Origin of the sequence: Enterobacter sp. MGH 4, from assembly GCF_000534735.1 — a bacterium.
Lineage (GTDB): Bacteria > Pseudomonadota > Gammaproteobacteria > Enterobacterales > Enterobacteriaceae > Enterobacter > Enterobacter intestinihominis.
This window is the reverse complement of the sequence record NZ_KI973289.1, coordinates 2,167,973-2,183,232: the sequence shown is the minus strand read 5'-3', so window position 1 is coordinate 2,183,232 and position 15,260 is coordinate 2,167,973. Positions and strand designations below refer to the sequence as shown.

The 15,260-nt window shown below is 56.5% G+C and carries 12 protein-coding genes and 1 pseudogene; 9 read left to right on the top strand and 4 right to left on the bottom strand.

Translation table 11 applies throughout. From position 1 onward, the window contains the following. Window positions 1-71 precede the first annotated feature (71 nt). The gene (locus L350_RS12085) at window positions 72-320 is read left to right on the top strand and encodes a phage holin family protein (RefSeq protein ID WP_032624713.1); all 249 of its coding nucleotides are present in this window, start codon (window positions 72-74) and stop codon (window positions 318-320) included. 33 nt (window positions 321-353) lie between these two features. Here L350_RS12085 and L350_RS12090 read toward each other — a convergent pair whose 3' ends face one another. After that, the gene (locus L350_RS12090; RefSeq protein WP_022647314.1) at window positions 354-644 is read right to left on the bottom strand and encodes a hypothetical protein; all 291 of its coding nucleotides are present in this window, start codon (window positions 642-644) and stop codon (window positions 354-356) included. Window positions 645-952: 308 nt separating this feature from the next. Here L350_RS12090 and L350_RS12095 point away from each other — a divergent pair, with 308 nt between their 5' ends. The 6 genes and pseudogenes from L350_RS12095 to pheP all read left to right on the top strand — a co-directional run bounded on the left by L350_RS12095 (window position 953) and on the right by pheP (window position 8,511). Then, window positions 953-1,381 carry a glycine zipper 2TM domain-containing protein gene (locus tag L350_RS12095; RefSeq protein ID WP_032624712.1) on the top strand — a complete coding sequence of 143 codons (429 nt, stop codon included), beginning with the start codon at window positions 953-955 and terminating at the stop codon, window positions 1,379-1,381. A 10-nt stretch (window positions 1,382-1,391) separates the two neighbouring features. After that, window positions 1,392-2,111, top strand: coding sequence for a lipopolysaccharide core heptose(II) kinase RfaY (locus L350_RS12100; protein ID WP_023305620.1), 720 nt, complete (start codon window positions 1,392-1,394; stop codon window positions 2,109-2,111). 149 nt (window positions 2,112-2,260) lie between these two features. Next, window positions 2,261-2,536 (top strand): DUF1471 family periplasmic protein YahO, encoded by a 276-nt coding sequence (gene yahO, locus L350_RS12105; protein ID WP_022647318.1) that lies wholly within the window; start codon window positions 2,261-2,263, stop codon window positions 2,534-2,536. A gap of 199 nt (window positions 2,537-2,735) precedes the next feature. After that, window positions 2,736-4,919 (top strand): annotated as a pseudogene (locus L350_RS0122365) (TonB-dependent receptor). Window positions 4,920-5,046: 127 nt separating this feature from the next. Further along, window positions 5,047-7,020, top strand: coding sequence for a PhoX family protein (locus L350_RS12110; RefSeq protein WP_032624711.1), 1,974 nt, complete (start codon window positions 5,047-5,049; stop codon window positions 7,018-7,020). Between the two features lie 102 nt (window positions 7,021-7,122). Beyond that, on the top strand, window positions 7,123-8,511 hold the full coding sequence (gene pheP, locus L350_RS12115; RefSeq protein WP_032624710.1) for a phenylalanine transporter: 1,389 nt from the start codon (window positions 7,123-7,125) through the stop codon (window positions 8,509-8,511). A gap of 309 nt (window positions 8,512-8,820) precedes the next feature. Here pheP and betA read toward each other — a convergent pair whose 3' ends face one another. From betA to betI, 3 genes are read right to left on the bottom strand one after another with little or no spacing between them, the layout of a single operon-like run. After that, entirely contained in the window at window positions 8,821-10,485 is a 1,665-nt protein-coding gene (betA, locus tag L350_RS12120; protein WP_032624708.1) for a choline dehydrogenase, read from the bottom strand. A 13-nt stretch (window positions 10,486-10,498) separates the two neighbouring features. Continuing rightward, complete coding sequence (gene betB, locus L350_RS12125) at window positions 10,499-11,971, bottom strand: betaine-aldehyde dehydrogenase (protein WP_032624707.1); 1,473 nt, start codon at window positions 11,969-11,971, stop codon at window positions 10,499-10,501. A 13-nt stretch (window positions 11,972-11,984) separates the two neighbouring features. Continuing rightward, window positions 11,985-12,572, bottom strand: a complete 588-nt coding sequence (gene betI, locus L350_RS12130) for a transcriptional regulator BetI (RefSeq protein ID WP_022647364.1) — start codon at window positions 12,570-12,572, stop codon at window positions 11,985-11,987. Window positions 12,573-12,700: 128 nt separating this feature from the next. Here betI and betT point away from each other — a divergent pair, with 128 nt between their 5' ends. Both betT and L350_RS12140 read left to right on the top strand, forming a co-directional pair. After that, window positions 12,701-14,734 carry a choline BCCT transporter BetT gene (betT, locus tag L350_RS12135; protein WP_032624706.1) on the top strand — a complete coding sequence of 678 codons (2,034 nt, stop codon included), beginning with the start codon at window positions 12,701-12,703 and terminating at the stop codon, window positions 14,732-14,734. Window positions 14,735-14,872: 138 nt separating this feature from the next. Continuing rightward, complete coding sequence (locus L350_RS12140) at window positions 14,873-15,259, top strand: type II toxin-antitoxin system RelE/ParE family toxin (protein ID WP_032610190.1); 387 nt, start codon at window positions 14,873-14,875, stop codon at window positions 15,257-15,259. The last annotated feature ends 1 nt before the right edge of the window (window position 15,260 follow it).

Genomic DNA, 15,260 nt, shown 5'->3' with positions numbered 1-15,260 from the left:
CATTATTAAGCACATTGATCCCCGTCACCCGACGGAATAATTCCTTCTTTTATTAATATCAGGAGATTCCCATGTTTGAAAAAGCCCCCGACGTATGGGGATGGTTTTCTTTGTCTGTTACCTGGGTGAAGTCCAACTCCTATCTGTACTGGGGGAGCTTCACGGCCTGCCTGGCGGCACTGTGGTCAGGGCTCTGCGACAAACATGGCTGGTGCTCCTCGTTGTTTGGTGGGCTACTGGCGACCATCATCACCCTGAGTATTCTGGCGGTAATGAAAAAGACCGGGTTACACGAAGAGTGGATGCCCAGGTTGGGCTGATACCCCCAGCTTCCTTGCCGGGGGAGAGCGCCATTAGTGCCCTGTAACGGCCGCGGCGGCGACCGGATGGTCAGCGTTAGCGACCACAGTTGCGCGGGCGACGGGATGATAACTACCGTCTGTTGCGGCTGCGACGGCGACAGGGTGATCGGCAGAAACCACCGCCGTGGTGCGGGCGACAGGATGGTTACCTTCACCGGTGGCCGCCGCAACGGCAACAGGATGATCGGCGGAGGCGACGGCAGTCGCACGGGCTACCGGATGATTTGCAAATGCAGAAAATGATGCCGCAGTGAAAGCCAGAGCGAGAATGACTTTTTTCATAATATAACTCCTGATGTTTTCCCTGTATGGACAGGGACCATTATTTTAATAACGATGATTGGTAATTATTGAGAATTGTGCAATGGATATTGCTTCGTCTGAATCAAATACTCTGACAATGTATCTGGAAAACACGTTATTGATAATTGAAGTCAATATACCTTTCCAGTTTTAAATTGTTTATTTTTAAATTTATGGTCGTTTTGTGTAAAAATAAATTATTTGCCTGGTAAAGCATATTTAGCTAAAGGAGAGGGTTTTTCGCCGGGCAGAATAGTGTCACCTTCAATGTATAAGAAAGGCTTAAAATGAAAAAATATTTACTCATCGCGTTGAGCTTTCTGGCTATCACCAGTCCGGCGAGTTACGCTGGCATCCGATCGCTGGTGGAGGATGGCACGGTTCTGCAGAGCCAAATTATTACGCATACCCGAGAAGGGTATCATCCGCTGCGTACCTTAACCGCGGGCACGATTGGTGGCGTAGTGGGTCACCAGTTCGGTAACGGCAAAGGGAAAACCGCCATGACGGTAGCCGGTGCAACAGTTGGGGCGGCGGCTTCTCATAACCGGCAGTCTAACGAATTGGCAGCACAGGAAGTGAAGTTACTTATCAAGACCCAATCCGGGCAGACTATTCAGGTGGTGCAGCACAATAATGGTTTGACATTTAACCCTGGCGACAAAGTTCGTATCATCACAACGGGTTCTAATACCACCGTGGAAAAATCATACTAAGCACATTATTATGATTACAAAAATGAAATACCGTGGTTTTCACGTCTGTTATAAAAATAACGATACACGATACCTGGAAATACTGGACGATATATTGTCCTGTAATGTAAAACGACTCAGCGTTCAGATGGTATTTAAAAGCCTTCCGCATACCCACGTCTCTTTACTGAATACCCCCTACGGACAGTTTGTATTAAAGATTTACTCCCCCAGGAAAAAAAGGATAGAAAAATTTTTCAAATCGTTTTTTACGCCCAACCCCAACGAAAATTTGATTGAGCGGATCGACTATGCTGGCAGGCAAGGTCATACCTTCCCGAATGATTTTTATCTCCTGGCTGAACGCCGGATTTTCAGATTCGCAAAAATCTCGCTCATGTTGTTTGAGTATGTCCCCGGTCCGGAGTTACGCGTTCTTCCCGCGATCACGCCGGACATAAAGCGTGAAATCCGACACAGTATGCAGAAAATGCACAATCTGAAAATCATTTCCGGCGATGCGCACGGCGGGAACTTCATCCTGAGTGAAAAAGGAATAAGGATCATCGATCTGTCCGGAAAGCGTTGTAACGCGAAAAGGATTGTTGAAGACAACGTGACGGCCAGCCTGCGCATTGGTATTCCCATTGAATCCCACCGGCGTTGGGAAAAACGCCTGATCGCAAAAAAAATCAGACGACACCATAAAATCGTCCAGAGGAAGTATCTGGCGCGTTCAAATACCGCTTAAACCCTTTATTCATGCAGGACAACAGCCTGTTATAAAAGAATTTTCCCTGGTATATGGCATTTTCGCCAATCCTCTACCATGCTCATTACACCTCACCGTTTCGCGTGGGGGCTTTTCGTAGTTGCTCATTAATCTTAAGGAAAAAGTTTATGAAAAAAACGACTGCTATTTTGTTGGGCACCGCGTTTCTGTTTACCACCAACGCCTTTGCGGCTGAAATGATGACAAAAAACGAATTCGAAAAAGTTGAGTCTCAGTACGAAAAAATCGGTACCGTGAGCACGGCTAACGAAGTCTCTGTCGACGATGCGAAAAAAGAGCTGGTCGAAAAGGCTGATAAAGAAGGTGCTGATGTACTGGTGCTGACTTCCGGTAATACAAACAACAAAATTCACGGCACCGCCGATATTTACAAGAAAAAATAATGCTTTAGCAACCACCCCTGTCTGGGGTGGTTGTACGCCGTACTTCTCCCCCACATCGTTTTTAACCTCTTCTCGCGCAGTGCTCCTCGTTGACGCTTGATTACGTATATATAATGCGTATAGTTCTCATTTGCATTTCATTTGATAAACACTAAGGCCCGACAACGGGCCATTTTTGCGCGCACGTTAAGAGCTCATTATGAACAACACCACAATGCACAAAACGCTGCTGGCGATTGCCATCGGCGCGGTTACACACTCCGCCTTTGCGGCGGAAGAGAAAAAAGAGGACACCATCGTGGTCCAGTCCACGGCGGGGAGTGATTTCAAACCCGGCGGTGACCAGCTGCTTCCGGCCTTTCTCGACGGCCAGGTGGCTAACGGCGGACGTATGGGGATGCTCGGGCAGCAGAACGCCATGGACGTGCCGTTCAACATCATTAGCTACACCTCGAAGCTGGTGGAAGATCAGCAGGCGAAAACCATTGCTGACGTGGTCGCTAACGACGCGGGCGTGCAGTTCGTTCAGGGGTACGGCAACAGCGCGGAAACCTTCCGTATCCGCGGCCTGAAGTTTGACGGCGACGATATGACCTTTGGCGGATTGTCTGGCGTACTGCCGCGCCAGGTGGTGGATGCCCAGATGGTTGACCGCATCGAGATCTTTAAAGGGGCCAATTCCCTGATGAACGGCGCGGCCAGCTCGGGCGTGGGCGGGATGATCAACCTTGAGCCAAAACACGCGGGCGACATCCCGCAGGCGAAAGTGGGCGTCGACTACACCTCGGATTCCCAGATTGGCACCACGCTGGATGCGGGGCGTCGCTTTGGCGATAACGACCAGTTCGGCGCGCGGGTGAACCTTGTGCATCGTGAAGGCGAAACCGGCGTGCCGAACGACCGCCGCCGCACCACGCTGCTCTCCACCGGTCTGGATTACAAAGGTGACCGTTTCCGCACCTCGCTGGACCTGGGCTATCAGAAAAAAAACTTCCACGGCAGCCCGACCAGCGTCAACATCTCGGCGGTGGACTTCGTGCCTGAACCACCGAAGAACGATCGCAACTTCTCGCAGAAGTGGGCCTACAGCGATATCGAAAACGAATTCGGCATGTGGCGCAGCGAGTACGACATCACCGATAGCTGGACGGCCTATACCGGCCTCGGCGCACAGCACGCGCACGAAGAGGGGATCTACAGCGCCCCGAAGTTGATGGATAAAAGCGGTAATGCGACGGTCAGCCGCCTTGATACCAACCGCATCAGTGATTCCGTCAGCGGCATGGCGGGCATTCGCGGTAACTTCATGACCGGCTTCGTCTCGCACAAGGTGAATGTCGGGTATTCGGCGATGACCAAAAACGAAAAAATCGCGTGGAAAATGTCTGCCGCGGCGGATAACCCGACCACCAACATCTACCACAACACCGGCGTTGCTATGCCGGACAGCAGCAACTTCAGCGGCTAAGGCGGCAAATACAGCGATCCGCTGACCAGTGGGCGCACCCGCACGCAGGGCTGGCTGTTGAGCGATACCCTGGGCGTGCTGGACGACAAACTGCTGTTTACCGCAGGCGCACGCCATCAGAAAGTGGTGATTCGCGGGTACAACAAAATTACCGGTGCGGAAAACGACGCGGACGGTTTTGACGGTAGCCGCTGGATGCCAACCTACGGCGTGGTCTATAAGCCGTGGGAGGAAATTTCCCTCTACGCCAACCACACCGAGGCGTTACAGCCCGGTGAAACTGCGCCTCGCTCAGCAAACAACTACGGCCAGAGCACCGGTATCGTGCACTCTAAGCAGAACGAAGTGGGTGTAAAGGCGGACTTTGGCCGCGTGGGCGGCTCCCTGGCACTGTTTGAGATCAAAATGCCGTCGGCCATCCTCGACGACAGCGGCCACTACGGCCTGGACGCTGAACAGCGTAACCGTGGCGTGGAGCTGAACGTTTTCGGCGAGCCAATGCTTGGGATGCGTCTGAACGCCAGCGCCACCTGGCTTCAGGCCGAGCTGACCAAAACTAAAAACGGCGTGAACCAGGGGAACGACGCGATCGGTATTCCAAGCTTCTACGCCGTGCTGGGCGCAGAATACGATATCAAGCCGATTGAGGGTCTGACGGCGACCGCGCGCGTTAACCACTCCGGCACGCAGTATGCTGACCTGGCGAATACCAAAAAGCTGGACAGCTACACCACGCTGGATCTGGGCATGCGCTATCGCTTCGCGGTGAACCACAATGAAAACCAGATGACCGTGCGCGCAGGCATCGACAACGTGACCAACGAGAACTACTGGTCAAGCGTGGATGATTCCGGTACTTACATCACTCAGGGCGAGCCGCGTACCTTTAAGGTCTCGGTTGGCTACGAGTTCTAAGCGTTCCACCTCGTTATCCGGGGCAGGGACGCCCTAATCCCTTCGTTGTTGTGTTATAAAATTGTAATAAAAGCTTCTTACACTGGTCGCCACATCCTTACCTCTTGGCCAATGACAGGAAGCCGCTATGGGCAGACCCCTCAAATCCGTATTTAAAAAAGAACATCGCGACGATATCAGTAACCGCAGCGCTAACCCGGTATTCTCCGAGGTGGCAGAGGTGTTCCTCTCCCGCCGCCGTTTTCTCCAGATGGGGGCCGTAGCGGGGGCCGCCGTATCATTCCCGTATCTGATCACACCCGAAAATGCGATTGCCGCGGTCTCAAAACCGTCCGCGCTGGCAAAAGCGGTTTCCCTGGGCTTTACCAGCATCGACGTCTCCACGGAAGATACGGTCAGGGTGCCGGAAGGTTATATTGCCCGCCCGTTCTATCGCTGGGGCGATCCGACAGGCATCAAAAACAACATGCCGGCGTTTAAACCGGACGCCAGCAATACCACAGACGAACAGGCCGTGCAGGCGGGCATGCACCACGACGGCATGGCGTGGTTTAGCCTGCCGCAGGGGGGGCAAAGCCCGGAGCATGGCCTGCTGGCGCTGAACCATGAATACATCGACAACGGAATGCTGTTTACGGACGGTACGGCGAACTGGAGCCTCGACAAAGCCCGCAAGGGGCAGAACGCGATGGGCGTGTCGGTGGTGGAAGTGAAAAAAACGGGCAGCGGCTGGGAGGTGGTGCGTCCGTCTTCGTTCGCCCGCCGTATTACCGTCAATACGCCGATGCAGCTTACCGGCCCGGCGCGGCATCAGGACTTAATGAAAACCGCCGCCGATCCGCAGGGGGAACGCGTTCTGGGCACCATGCAGAACTGCGCCAACGGCCACACGCCGTGGGGGACCTATCTCACCTGCGAGGAGAACTGGTCGGACATATTTGTGAAAAAAGCCGATCTCAACCCGCTGGAAAAACGCTACGGCATTAGCGACAGCGATGAATCGTACCGCTGGAACGAGGTGGATGAGCGGTTCAGCGTCGATAAAACCCCTAACGAACCCAACCGTTTTGGCTGGGTCGTGGAAATCGATCCCTACAACCCGACCTCCACCCCGCGCAAGCACACCGCGCTGGGCCGCTTCAAGCATGAGGGGGCAGCCGTCACGCTCGCCGCCGATAATCGCGTGGTGGTTTATATGGGTGACGACCAAAAGTTTGAGTACATCTATAAATTTGTTTCGGATAAAAAATACGATCCCGCGAACCGCGAAGCCAATATGCAGCTGCTGACGTCCGGCACGCTGTACGTCGCCAGGTTCAACGAAAACGGCAGCGGCGACTGGCTGCCGCTTGTCTTCGGGCAAAATGGCCTGGATAAAAGCAACGGTTTTGCAAGCCAGGGCGATCTGCTGATTAAAACCCGTCTGGCGGCCGACGTGGTGGGGGCAACGAAGATGGATCGCCCCGAGTGGATAGCCGTCGATCCGCACGCCAGCGGCAGCGTCTACTGTACGCTCACCAACAACAGCGATCGCGGGAAAGAGGGCAAGGCACCGGTCGATGCTGCTAACCCGCGCGCCAACAACGTGTACGGGCATATTATGCACTGGCTCGAAGAGGGGGCCGATCCTGCCGCCTCACGCTTTAAGTGGGATATTCTGGTCATGGCCGGGCGCACCGACGGCGACGATCCGAAGGCCAAAGGCTCGATGCAGGGCGCGGAATTTGGCAGCCCGGACGGCCTGTCGTTTGACCACCAGGGCGTCCTGTGGATCCAGACCGATGTCTCCTCCAGCACCATCAATAAGAAAGCGTACGAGGGGATGGGCAATAACCAGATGGTGGCTACCATTCCAGGCACCAACGAGTATCGCCGATTCCTGACCGGGCCGCGCGGGTGCGAAATCACCGGCATTGCATTTACGCCAGACAACCGGACGCTGTTTATCAACATTCAGCATCCGGGGGAGGGTGGGGATGATATTACCGACCCGGCCAACCCTCGCGCTGTTTCCAGCTGGCCAGACGCGAGCCCGAACGGGCGTCCGCGATCGTCAACGGTGGTGATAGTCAAAGCAGACGGCGGGATCATCGGGTCGTGACGTTTATCCGCCGGGCGCATGCGCTGGCCCGGCGTTAAGCTTGCTACCACCAGCATGAAGTGTTAAAACGTGCCCCTTCTAAAAAAGAGACAGGGGTAGGGCGTGAAAGACGCGTCATCCGCTTCAGGCCATGGTAGCGCTGAAGCTTCGTCGGATCAGAGTCCGACGCTGCAACGTGGTTTGCAAAATCGACATATTCAGTTAATTGCCCTTGGCGGCGCGATCGGTACCGGGCTGTTTCTCGGCATCGGCCCCGCCATTCAAATGGCGGGCCCGGCGGTTCTGCTGGGTTACGCTCTCGCGGGGATTATCGCCTTCCTGATCATGCGCCAGCTCGGCGAGATGGTTGTTGAAGAGCCGGTGTCCGGCTCCTTCGCGCATTTTGCCTATAAATACTGGGGTCCGTTCGCAGGCTTCCTCTCCGGCTGGAACTACTGGGTGATGTTTGTGCTGGTGGGCATGGCGGAGCTGACCGCCGCAGGCATCTATATGCAGTACTGGCTGCCGGATGTCCCGACGTGGATCTGGGCGGCGGCCTTCTTCATCATCATTAACGCCGTTAACCTTGTGAACGTGCGCCTGTATGGTGAGACCGAGTTCTGGTTTGCGCTGATCAAGGTGCTGGCGATTATCGGCATGATCGGCTTTGGCCTGTGGCTGCTGTTCTCCGGCCACGGCGGCGAGCGTGCATCGATCGACAACCTGTGGCAGCACGGCGGCTTCCTGGCGACTGGCTGGAAAGGGCTGATCCTCTCGCTGGCGGTCATTATGTTCTCCTTCGGCGGTCTGGAGCTGATTGGCATCACCGCTGCTGAAGCGCGCGATCCGCACAAAAGCATTCCGAAAGCGGTCAACCAGGTGGTGTACCGTATCCTGCTGTTCTATATCGGCTCGCTGGTGGTGCTGCTGGCGCTCTATCCGTGGGTGGAAGTAAAATCTGACAGCAGCCCGTTCGTGATGATCTTCCATGACCTGAACAGCAACGTGGTGGCTTCCGCGCTGAACTTCGTCATTCTGGTGGCGTCTTTGTCGGTGTACAACAGCGGGGTTTACTCCAACAGCCGCATGCTGTTTGGCCTCTCCGTACAGGGCAACGCGCCGAAGTTCCTCACCCGCGTCAGCCGTCGCGGCGTGCCGATCAATTCGCTGTTCCTTTCCGGCGCTATCACCTCGCTGGTGGTGCTGATCAACTATCTGCTGCCGAAAGAGGCGTTTGGCCTGCTGATGGCGATGGTTGTCGCCACGCTGCTGCTGAACTGGATCATGATCTGCCTGGCGCACCTGCGCTTTCGCGCCGCGATGCGCCGCAAGGGGCGCGAGACGCAGTTCAAGGCGCTGCTCTATCCGGCGGGGAACTACATCTGTATCGCCTTCCTCGGCCTGATTCTGATGCTGATGTGCACCATGGATGAGATGCGCCTGTCAGCGATGCTGCTGCCGGTGTGGGTGGTGTTCCTGTTTGTTGCCTTTAAACTCTCACGTAAAAAGTAGCGCGCTTTTCTCCCTCTCCCTGTGGGCTGAGGGATCCCCAGTAATTTTTTTATGCAGAAGCAATAAAGTTGCTTTCTAAATGACTGAGGGCTGTCAGCGATGCCCTGAGCCACCCTGGCACGTTCACCGGTCATGTCGTTACAGAGTAGCAAGGAACATAAAGTGAACGGAATGACCACCACCGCCGTATGTTCCCCTCACCCTAACCCTCTCCCCGGAGGGGCGAGGGGATTGCTCAGTGCTCGCATTAATTTGTGGGGAACCCTCAGCCCAAAGGGAGAGGGCCGGGGTGAGAGGAGAAGTTCGCACTCAGCGGCGAACCGGCGCCCCATCCGCCACATAATACGCCGCCGTGCTCTTCGCCAGCGGCTCGCGCCCGCGAATGGCGTCGGCAATCTTCTCACCAATCATGATGGTGGTGGCGTTCAGGTTGCCAGTGATAATTTGCGGCATAATCGACGCATCTACCACGCGTAACCCTTCCAGCCCGTGAACGCGGCCTTCGCCATCGACCACCGCCATGTCGTCGTAGCCCATCTTGCAGGTGCCGCACGGATGGAAGGCGGTTTCGGCGTGGTTACGCACGAACTCGTCCAGCTGTTCGTCGGTCTGGCATTCGACGCTCGGGCTGATTTCGCGCCCACGGTATTTGTCCAGCGCCGGCTGGTGCATGATCTCACGGGTGATGCGGATCGCGTCGCGGAACTCCTGCCAGTCCTGCTCGTGGGACATATAGTTGAACAGGATCGCCGGATGCTGGTGCGGATCGCGCGACTGAATGCGCACGTGTCCACGGCTCGGGGAGCGCATGGAGCCGACGTGGCACTGGAAGCCGTGTTCTTTCACCGCGTTCGAGCCGTTGTAGTTAATCGCTACCGGCAGGAAGTGATACTGAATATTCGGCCACTCGAACTCCTCGCGGCTGCGGATAAACCCGCCCGCTTCGAAGTGGTTGCTCGCACCCACGCCGGTGCCGCCAAACAGCCACTCCGCGCCAATCTTCGGCTGATTCCACCACTGCAGGGCAGGGTAGAGGGAAACGGGCTCTTTGCATTCATACTGAAGGTACATCTCCAGGTGATCCTGCAAGTTTTCCCCCACGCCGGGTAAATCATGTACCAGCGGGATATCAAACTGCTTCAGCAGTTCAGCGTTGCCCACGCCGGAGCGCTGGAGGATCTGCGGTGACGCAATAGCGCCCGCGCACAGCAGTACCTCTTTCTTCGCTGTCGCTTTTGACGGAATGGTGCTTTCGCCTTCCAGCCACTCGACGCCCACCGCGCGCTTGCCGTCAAAGATAATGTGATCGGTCATGGCGTGGGTGCGGATGGTCAGATTCGGGCGCGGTTTGGCCTGATCCAGATAGCCGCGCGCGGTGCTGGCGCGTCGGCCCTGCGGCGTGACCGTGCGATCCATCGGGCCAAAGCCTTCCTGCTGATAGCCGTTGAGATCGTCGGTGCGCGGGTAGCCCGCCTGCACGCCTGCCTCCACCATCGCTTCAAACAGCGGGTTCACGCCCGGCTTAGAGGTGGTGACGCTCACCGGACCGTCGCCGCCGTGGTAGTCGTTCGGCCCCACGTCGCGGGTCTCTGCCTTGCGGTAGTAGGGCAGGCAGTTGAGATAGCTCCAGTGCTCCAGACCCGGTTCTTTCGCCCAGTTGTCCAGATCCATTGCGTTGCCGCGCACGTAGCACATGCCGTTGATCAGCGACGAGCCGCCCAGCCCTTTTCCGCGTCCGCACTCCATGCGGCGGTTGTTCATGAAAGGCTCTGGCTCGGTTTCATACGCCCAGTTGTAGCGCTTGCCCTGCAACGGGAAGGCCAGCGCGGCAGGCATCTGGGTGCGGAAGTCAAAGCGGTAGTCCGGCCCGCCCGCCTCAAGCAGCAGGACGGTGGTGTTCGGATCTTCAGTCAGTCGTGTTGCCAGAACGTTGCCGGCAGAGCCGGCCCCGATAATGATGTAGTCAAATTGCAAATAAACCTCCCGGTTAAAATATGGACTGGAATTTACCCATCTCAACCTGGATGGACTTCACCTGGGTGTAACTCTGAAGCGTCATGACGCCGTTCTCGCGGCCAATGCCGGAGTGTTTGTATCCGCCCACCGGCATCTCCGCGGCGGATTCGCCCCAGGTGTTGATCCAGCAGATGCCCGCTTCGAGCTGATGAATAGCGCCGTGGGCGCGGTTCAGATCGGCGGTGACAATGCCCGCCGCCAGACCGTAGTCGGTGTCATTGGCGCGACGAATGGCCTCTTCGTCAGTGTCATAGGAAAGAATGGACATCACCGGGCCGAAGATCTCTTCGCGCACGATGGTCATTTCGTCGGTGCAGTCGGTGAACACGGTCGGGGCAACCCACGCGCCGTTATCAAAGCCGTCACCCTTCAGCACGTCACCGCCGCACAGCACGCGCGCGCCTTCCTCTTTGCCTTTGGCGATGTAGCGCATCACGCTGTCGCGGTGCGGGAAGCTGACCATCGGGCCGAAGTTAGTGTTTTCATCGAACAGGTCGCCCGCGCGGATGCGGCCCACGCGCTCAACGATTTTTTGCTCAAACGCGGCTTTAAACTTCGCGGGCACGAACACGCGGGTGCCGTTGGTGCACACCTGACCGGAGCTGAAGAAGTTGGCCATCATGGCGATATCTGCCGCGAGATCCAGATCCGCATCGTCAAACACTATCAGCGGGGATTTACCGCCCAGCTCCATCGTCACCTCTTTCAGGGACGAGGCCGCCGAGTTTGCCATCACCTTTTTGCCGCTGGCGACGCCGCCGGTAAAGGAGACTTTGGCGATGCCCGGATGCTCGGTCAGGTACTGGCCGGTTTCCGCGCCCACACCCGGCAGAACGTTAAACACGCCGTCCGGCACGCCCGCTTCGGTGTAGATTTCCGCCAGTTTCAGGGCGGTAAGCGGCGTTACTTCGCTCGGCTTGAAGATCATCGCGTTGCCCGCCGCCAGCGCCGGGGCGGATTTCCACAGGGCGATCTGGATCGGATAGTTCCACGCGCCGATGCCCGCCACCACGCCCAGCGGCTCGCGGCGGGTGTAGACGAAGGAGGTCTCGCGCAGCGGGATCTGGCTGCCTTCCAGTGCCGGGATCAGCCCCGCGTAGTACTCCAGCACGTCCGCGCCGGTGACGATGTCGACGGTCGAGGTTTCAGAAAACGCTTTACCGGTGTCGAGGGTTTCCAGCTTTGCCAGCTCGTCGTTGCGCTCGCGCAGGATATCGACGGCGCGACGCAGGATGCGCGAGCGCTCCATGGCGGTCATCGCCGCCCAGATTTTTTGCCCGCGCTTTGCGCTCTCTACGGCGCGGTCCACGTCTTCGCGCCCGGCGGCCTGCACGGTTGCCAGAACTTCACCGTTCGCCGGGTTGATGGTCTCGAAGGTGCGACCGCTGGTGGCCGATGTGTAACCACCATTGATATAAAGCTGCTGTTCTGCCATTCGGGACATGCTTCCTCCTCGGTTATTCGGTCGGTAAATGCTGGCTGATAAAGTGGCTGGTGAGCGACTGGGCCAGGGTTTTATCCAGCGGTTTGCCGCTGAGCGCGGCGCGCAGCCACAGCCCGTCAATCAGTGCGGCGAGCCCGTAGCCCGCCTCTTCAGCCTGTTCACGCGGCAGTTCGCGGCGGAATTCGTACACCAGATTTGAGAGCAACCGGCGGCTGCTGACCTGCTGCAAACGATAGAGCATCGGCTGATGCATGCTGCTGGCCCAGAAGGCCAGCCAGGCCTTCATCGCCGCGCCGCTGACCTGGGTTTCATCAAAATTGCCGCCGACAATCGCCTGCAAACGCTGCTCTGCACTGCCGTCCGGCAGGGCGCGTAAACGGCTTAATACCGCATCGCGTAACTGACCGGTGATGTCGCGCATGGTTGCTTCCAGCAGACCGTTTTTATCTTTGAAATAGTGGCTGATGATACCCGTGGACACGCCCGCCCGACGGGCGATTTGCGCGATGGTTGCGTCATGCATTCCCACTTCATTAATTGCTTCCAGCGTGGCATTGATGAGCTGCCTGCGCCGGATCGGCTGCATCCCCACTTTGGGCATTTTTGCCACTCCATTCATCAGCGTTGGTACTCTATTAAAGCGGTTTTTGATTGGACGTTCAATATAAAATGTGTCTTAATTGTTGCGATTTTGGATTTTAATAGTTACAAAAACAGTGGGGATACTGGATGACAGACCTTTCACAAGACAGAGAAAAAGACAAAATCAACCCGGTCGTTTTTTTTACGTCCGCCGGGCTGATTTTGTTGTTTTCCCTGACGACCATCTTCTTTCGTGATTTTTCTGCCGAGTGGATTGGGCGCACCCTGAACTGGGTGTCGAAGACCTTCGGCTGGTACTACCTTCTGGCGGCGACGCTCTATATCGTCTTCGTCGTCTGCATTGCCTGCTCGCGCTTCGGTTCGGTGAAGCTTGGGCCGGAGCAGTCCAAGCCCGAGTTCAGCCTGCTGAGTTGGGCCGCGATGCTGTTTGCCGCGGGCATTGGCATCGACCTGATGTTCTTCTCCGTGGCGGAACCGGTCACGCAATATATGCAGCCGCCGGAAGGGGCAGGGCAGACGATGGAGGCCGCGCGTCAGGCGATGGTCTGGACGCTGTTCCACTACGGCCTGACGGGCTGGTCAATGTATGCCCTGATGGGCATGGCGCTCGGATACTTTAGCTATCGTTATAATTTGCCCCTTACCATCCGCTCCGCGCTGTACCCGATTTTCGGGAAAAAGATCAACGGCCCGATTGGCCACAGCGTCGATATCGCGGCGGTGATCGGCACCATCTTCGGCATCGCCACCACGCTCGGGATTGGCGTAGTGCAGCTTAACTACGGGCTGAGCGTGCTGTTTGACATCCCGGATTCGATGGCGGCGAAGGCGGTGCTAATTGCGCTGTCGGTGATCATCGCTACCATCTCGGTGACCTCCGGCGTGGATAAAGGTATTCGCGTGCTCTCCGAGCTGAACGTCGCGCTGGCGCTGGGGCTGATCCTGTTCGTGCTGTTTATGGGCGACACCTCATTCCTGCTCAACGCCTTAGTGCTCAACGTAGGTGATTACGTGAACCGCTTTATGGGCATGACGCTGAACAGCTTCGCCTTTGACCGCCCGGTGGAGTGGATGAACAACTGGACCCTGTTCTTCTGGGCGTGGTGGGTGGCCTGGTCGCCGTTTGTCGGCCTGTTCCTGGCGCGCATTTCGCGTGGCCGCACCATCCGTCAGTTCGTGATGGGCACGCTGATCATCCCGTTCACCTTCACCCTGCTGTGGCTGTCGATTTTCGGCAACAGCGCGCTGCACGAAATTATCCACGGCAATGCGACCTTCGCGCAGGAAGCGATGGTGCACCCGGAGCGCGGCTTCTACAGCCTGCTGGCGCAGTATCCGGCGTTTACCTTTAGCGCGTCCGTAGCAACCATTACCGGCCTGCTGTTCTACGTCACCTCGGCGGACTCCGGCGCGCTGGTGCTGGGCAACTTCACTTCGAAGCTCAAAGACATCAACAGCGATGCGCCGAACTGGCTGCGCATCTTCTGGTCCGTCGCCATCGGCCTGCTGACGCTCGGCATGCTGATGACCAACGGCATTTCGGCGTTGCAGAACACCACGGTGATCATGGGCCTGCCGTTCAGCTTCGTGATCTTCTTCGTGATGGCCGGGCTGTATAAATCGCTTAAGGTGGAAGACTACCGCCGCGTCAGCGCCAGCCGCGACACCGCGCCGCGGCCGATGGGCGCGCAGGACAGGTTGAGCTGGAAGAAACGCCTGTCGCGCCTGATGAACTACCCGGGCACGCGCTACACCAGCCAGATGATGGAGACGGTCTGCTTCCCGGCGATGGAAGAGGTGGCGCAGGAGCTGAAGCTGCGTGGCGCCTACGTGGAACTGAAAAACCTGCCGCCGGAAGAGGGCGAAACCCTGGGGCACCTGGATCTGCTGGTGCACATGGGCGACGAGCAGAACTTTGTTTATCAGATCTGGCCGCAGCAGTATTCGGTTCCCGGCTTTACCTACCGGGCGCGCAGCGGGAAATCGACCTACTACCGGCTGGAGACCTTCCTGCTGGAAGGGAGCCAAGGGAATGATTTGATGGATTACAGCAAGGAGCAGGTAATTACGGATATTCTGGACCAGTATGAACGGCACCTGAACTTTATCCATCTCCACAGGGAAGCGCCGGGGAATAGCGTGATGTTCCCGGATGTCTAAACGGATTCTTAAAATACCTTCAGACTGTATATAAATACAGTTATTTGGCGCAGCATTACTCAAGGAAGAGTAACCATGCAGCAAGAGCCTGATGCTGAAGCATTCGGGCTTTTGCTGCGTTTAGGGAAGGAACTATGGATGAGTCATGCGATAGAGTTTATCGAAACATCACTCTTTACCCGACAGATTAAAAGCATTGCTACGGATGATGAATTAAAGGATCTGCAAAAGGAACTTATTGCCTGGCCTGATAAAGGTGACCTGATCCAGCAGACGGGGGGTTTACGTAAAATAAGGATGGCGGCAGGCTCAAAGGGAAAGAGAGGGGGGATCAGAGTGATTTACTTTCTTGCCACAGAGGAGGTGATCTATTTCATTATGGCCTATCCAAAATGCATAAAGGACAGCCTGACAGAGACAGAGAAAGCAGAACTTAAAAAGCTGACTTCCATTCTGAAAAATACTGCTTCCAGTGCCGTAAATTTGAGGTGTACTATGTACCCTAATCAGGCAGGTGGAGGCTGAT

Bases quoted from the DNA above. Each gene is read 5' to 3' on its own strand.
- L350_RS12085 (WP_032624713.1), top strand. From the start codon at position 72: ATGTTTGAAAAAGCCCCCGACGTATGGGGATGGTTTTCTTTGTCTGTT.
- L350_RS12090 (WP_022647314.1), bottom strand. From the start codon at position 644: ATGAAAAAAGTCATTCTCGCTCTGGCTTTCACTGCGGCATCATTTTCT.
- L350_RS12095 (WP_032624712.1), top strand. From the start codon at position 953: ATGAAAAAATATTTACTCATCGCGTTGAGCTTTCTGGCTATCACCAGT.
- L350_RS12100 (WP_023305620.1), top strand. From the start codon at position 1,392: ATGATTACAAAAATGAAATACCGTGGTTTTCACGTCTGTTATAAAAAT.
- yahO (WP_022647318.1), top strand. From the start codon at position 2,261: ATGAAAAAAACGACTGCTATTTTGTTGGGCACCGCGTTTCTGTTTACC.
- L350_RS12110 (WP_032624711.1), top strand. From the start codon at position 5,047: ATGGGCAGACCCCTCAAATCCGTATTTAAAAAAGAACATCGCGACGAT.
- betB (WP_032624707.1), bottom strand. From the start codon at position 11,971: ATGTCCCGAATGGCAGAACAGCAGCTTTATATCAATGGTGGTTACACA.
- betI (WP_022647364.1), bottom strand. From the start codon at position 12,572: ATGCCCAAAGTGGGGATGCAGCCGATCCGGCGCAGGCAGCTCATCAAT.
- betT (WP_032624706.1), top strand. From the start codon at position 12,701: ATGACAGACCTTTCACAAGACAGAGAAAAAGACAAAATCAACCCGGTC.
- L350_RS12140 (WP_032610190.1), top strand. From the start codon at position 14,873: ATGAGTCATGCGATAGAGTTTATCGAAACATCACTCTTTACCCGACAG.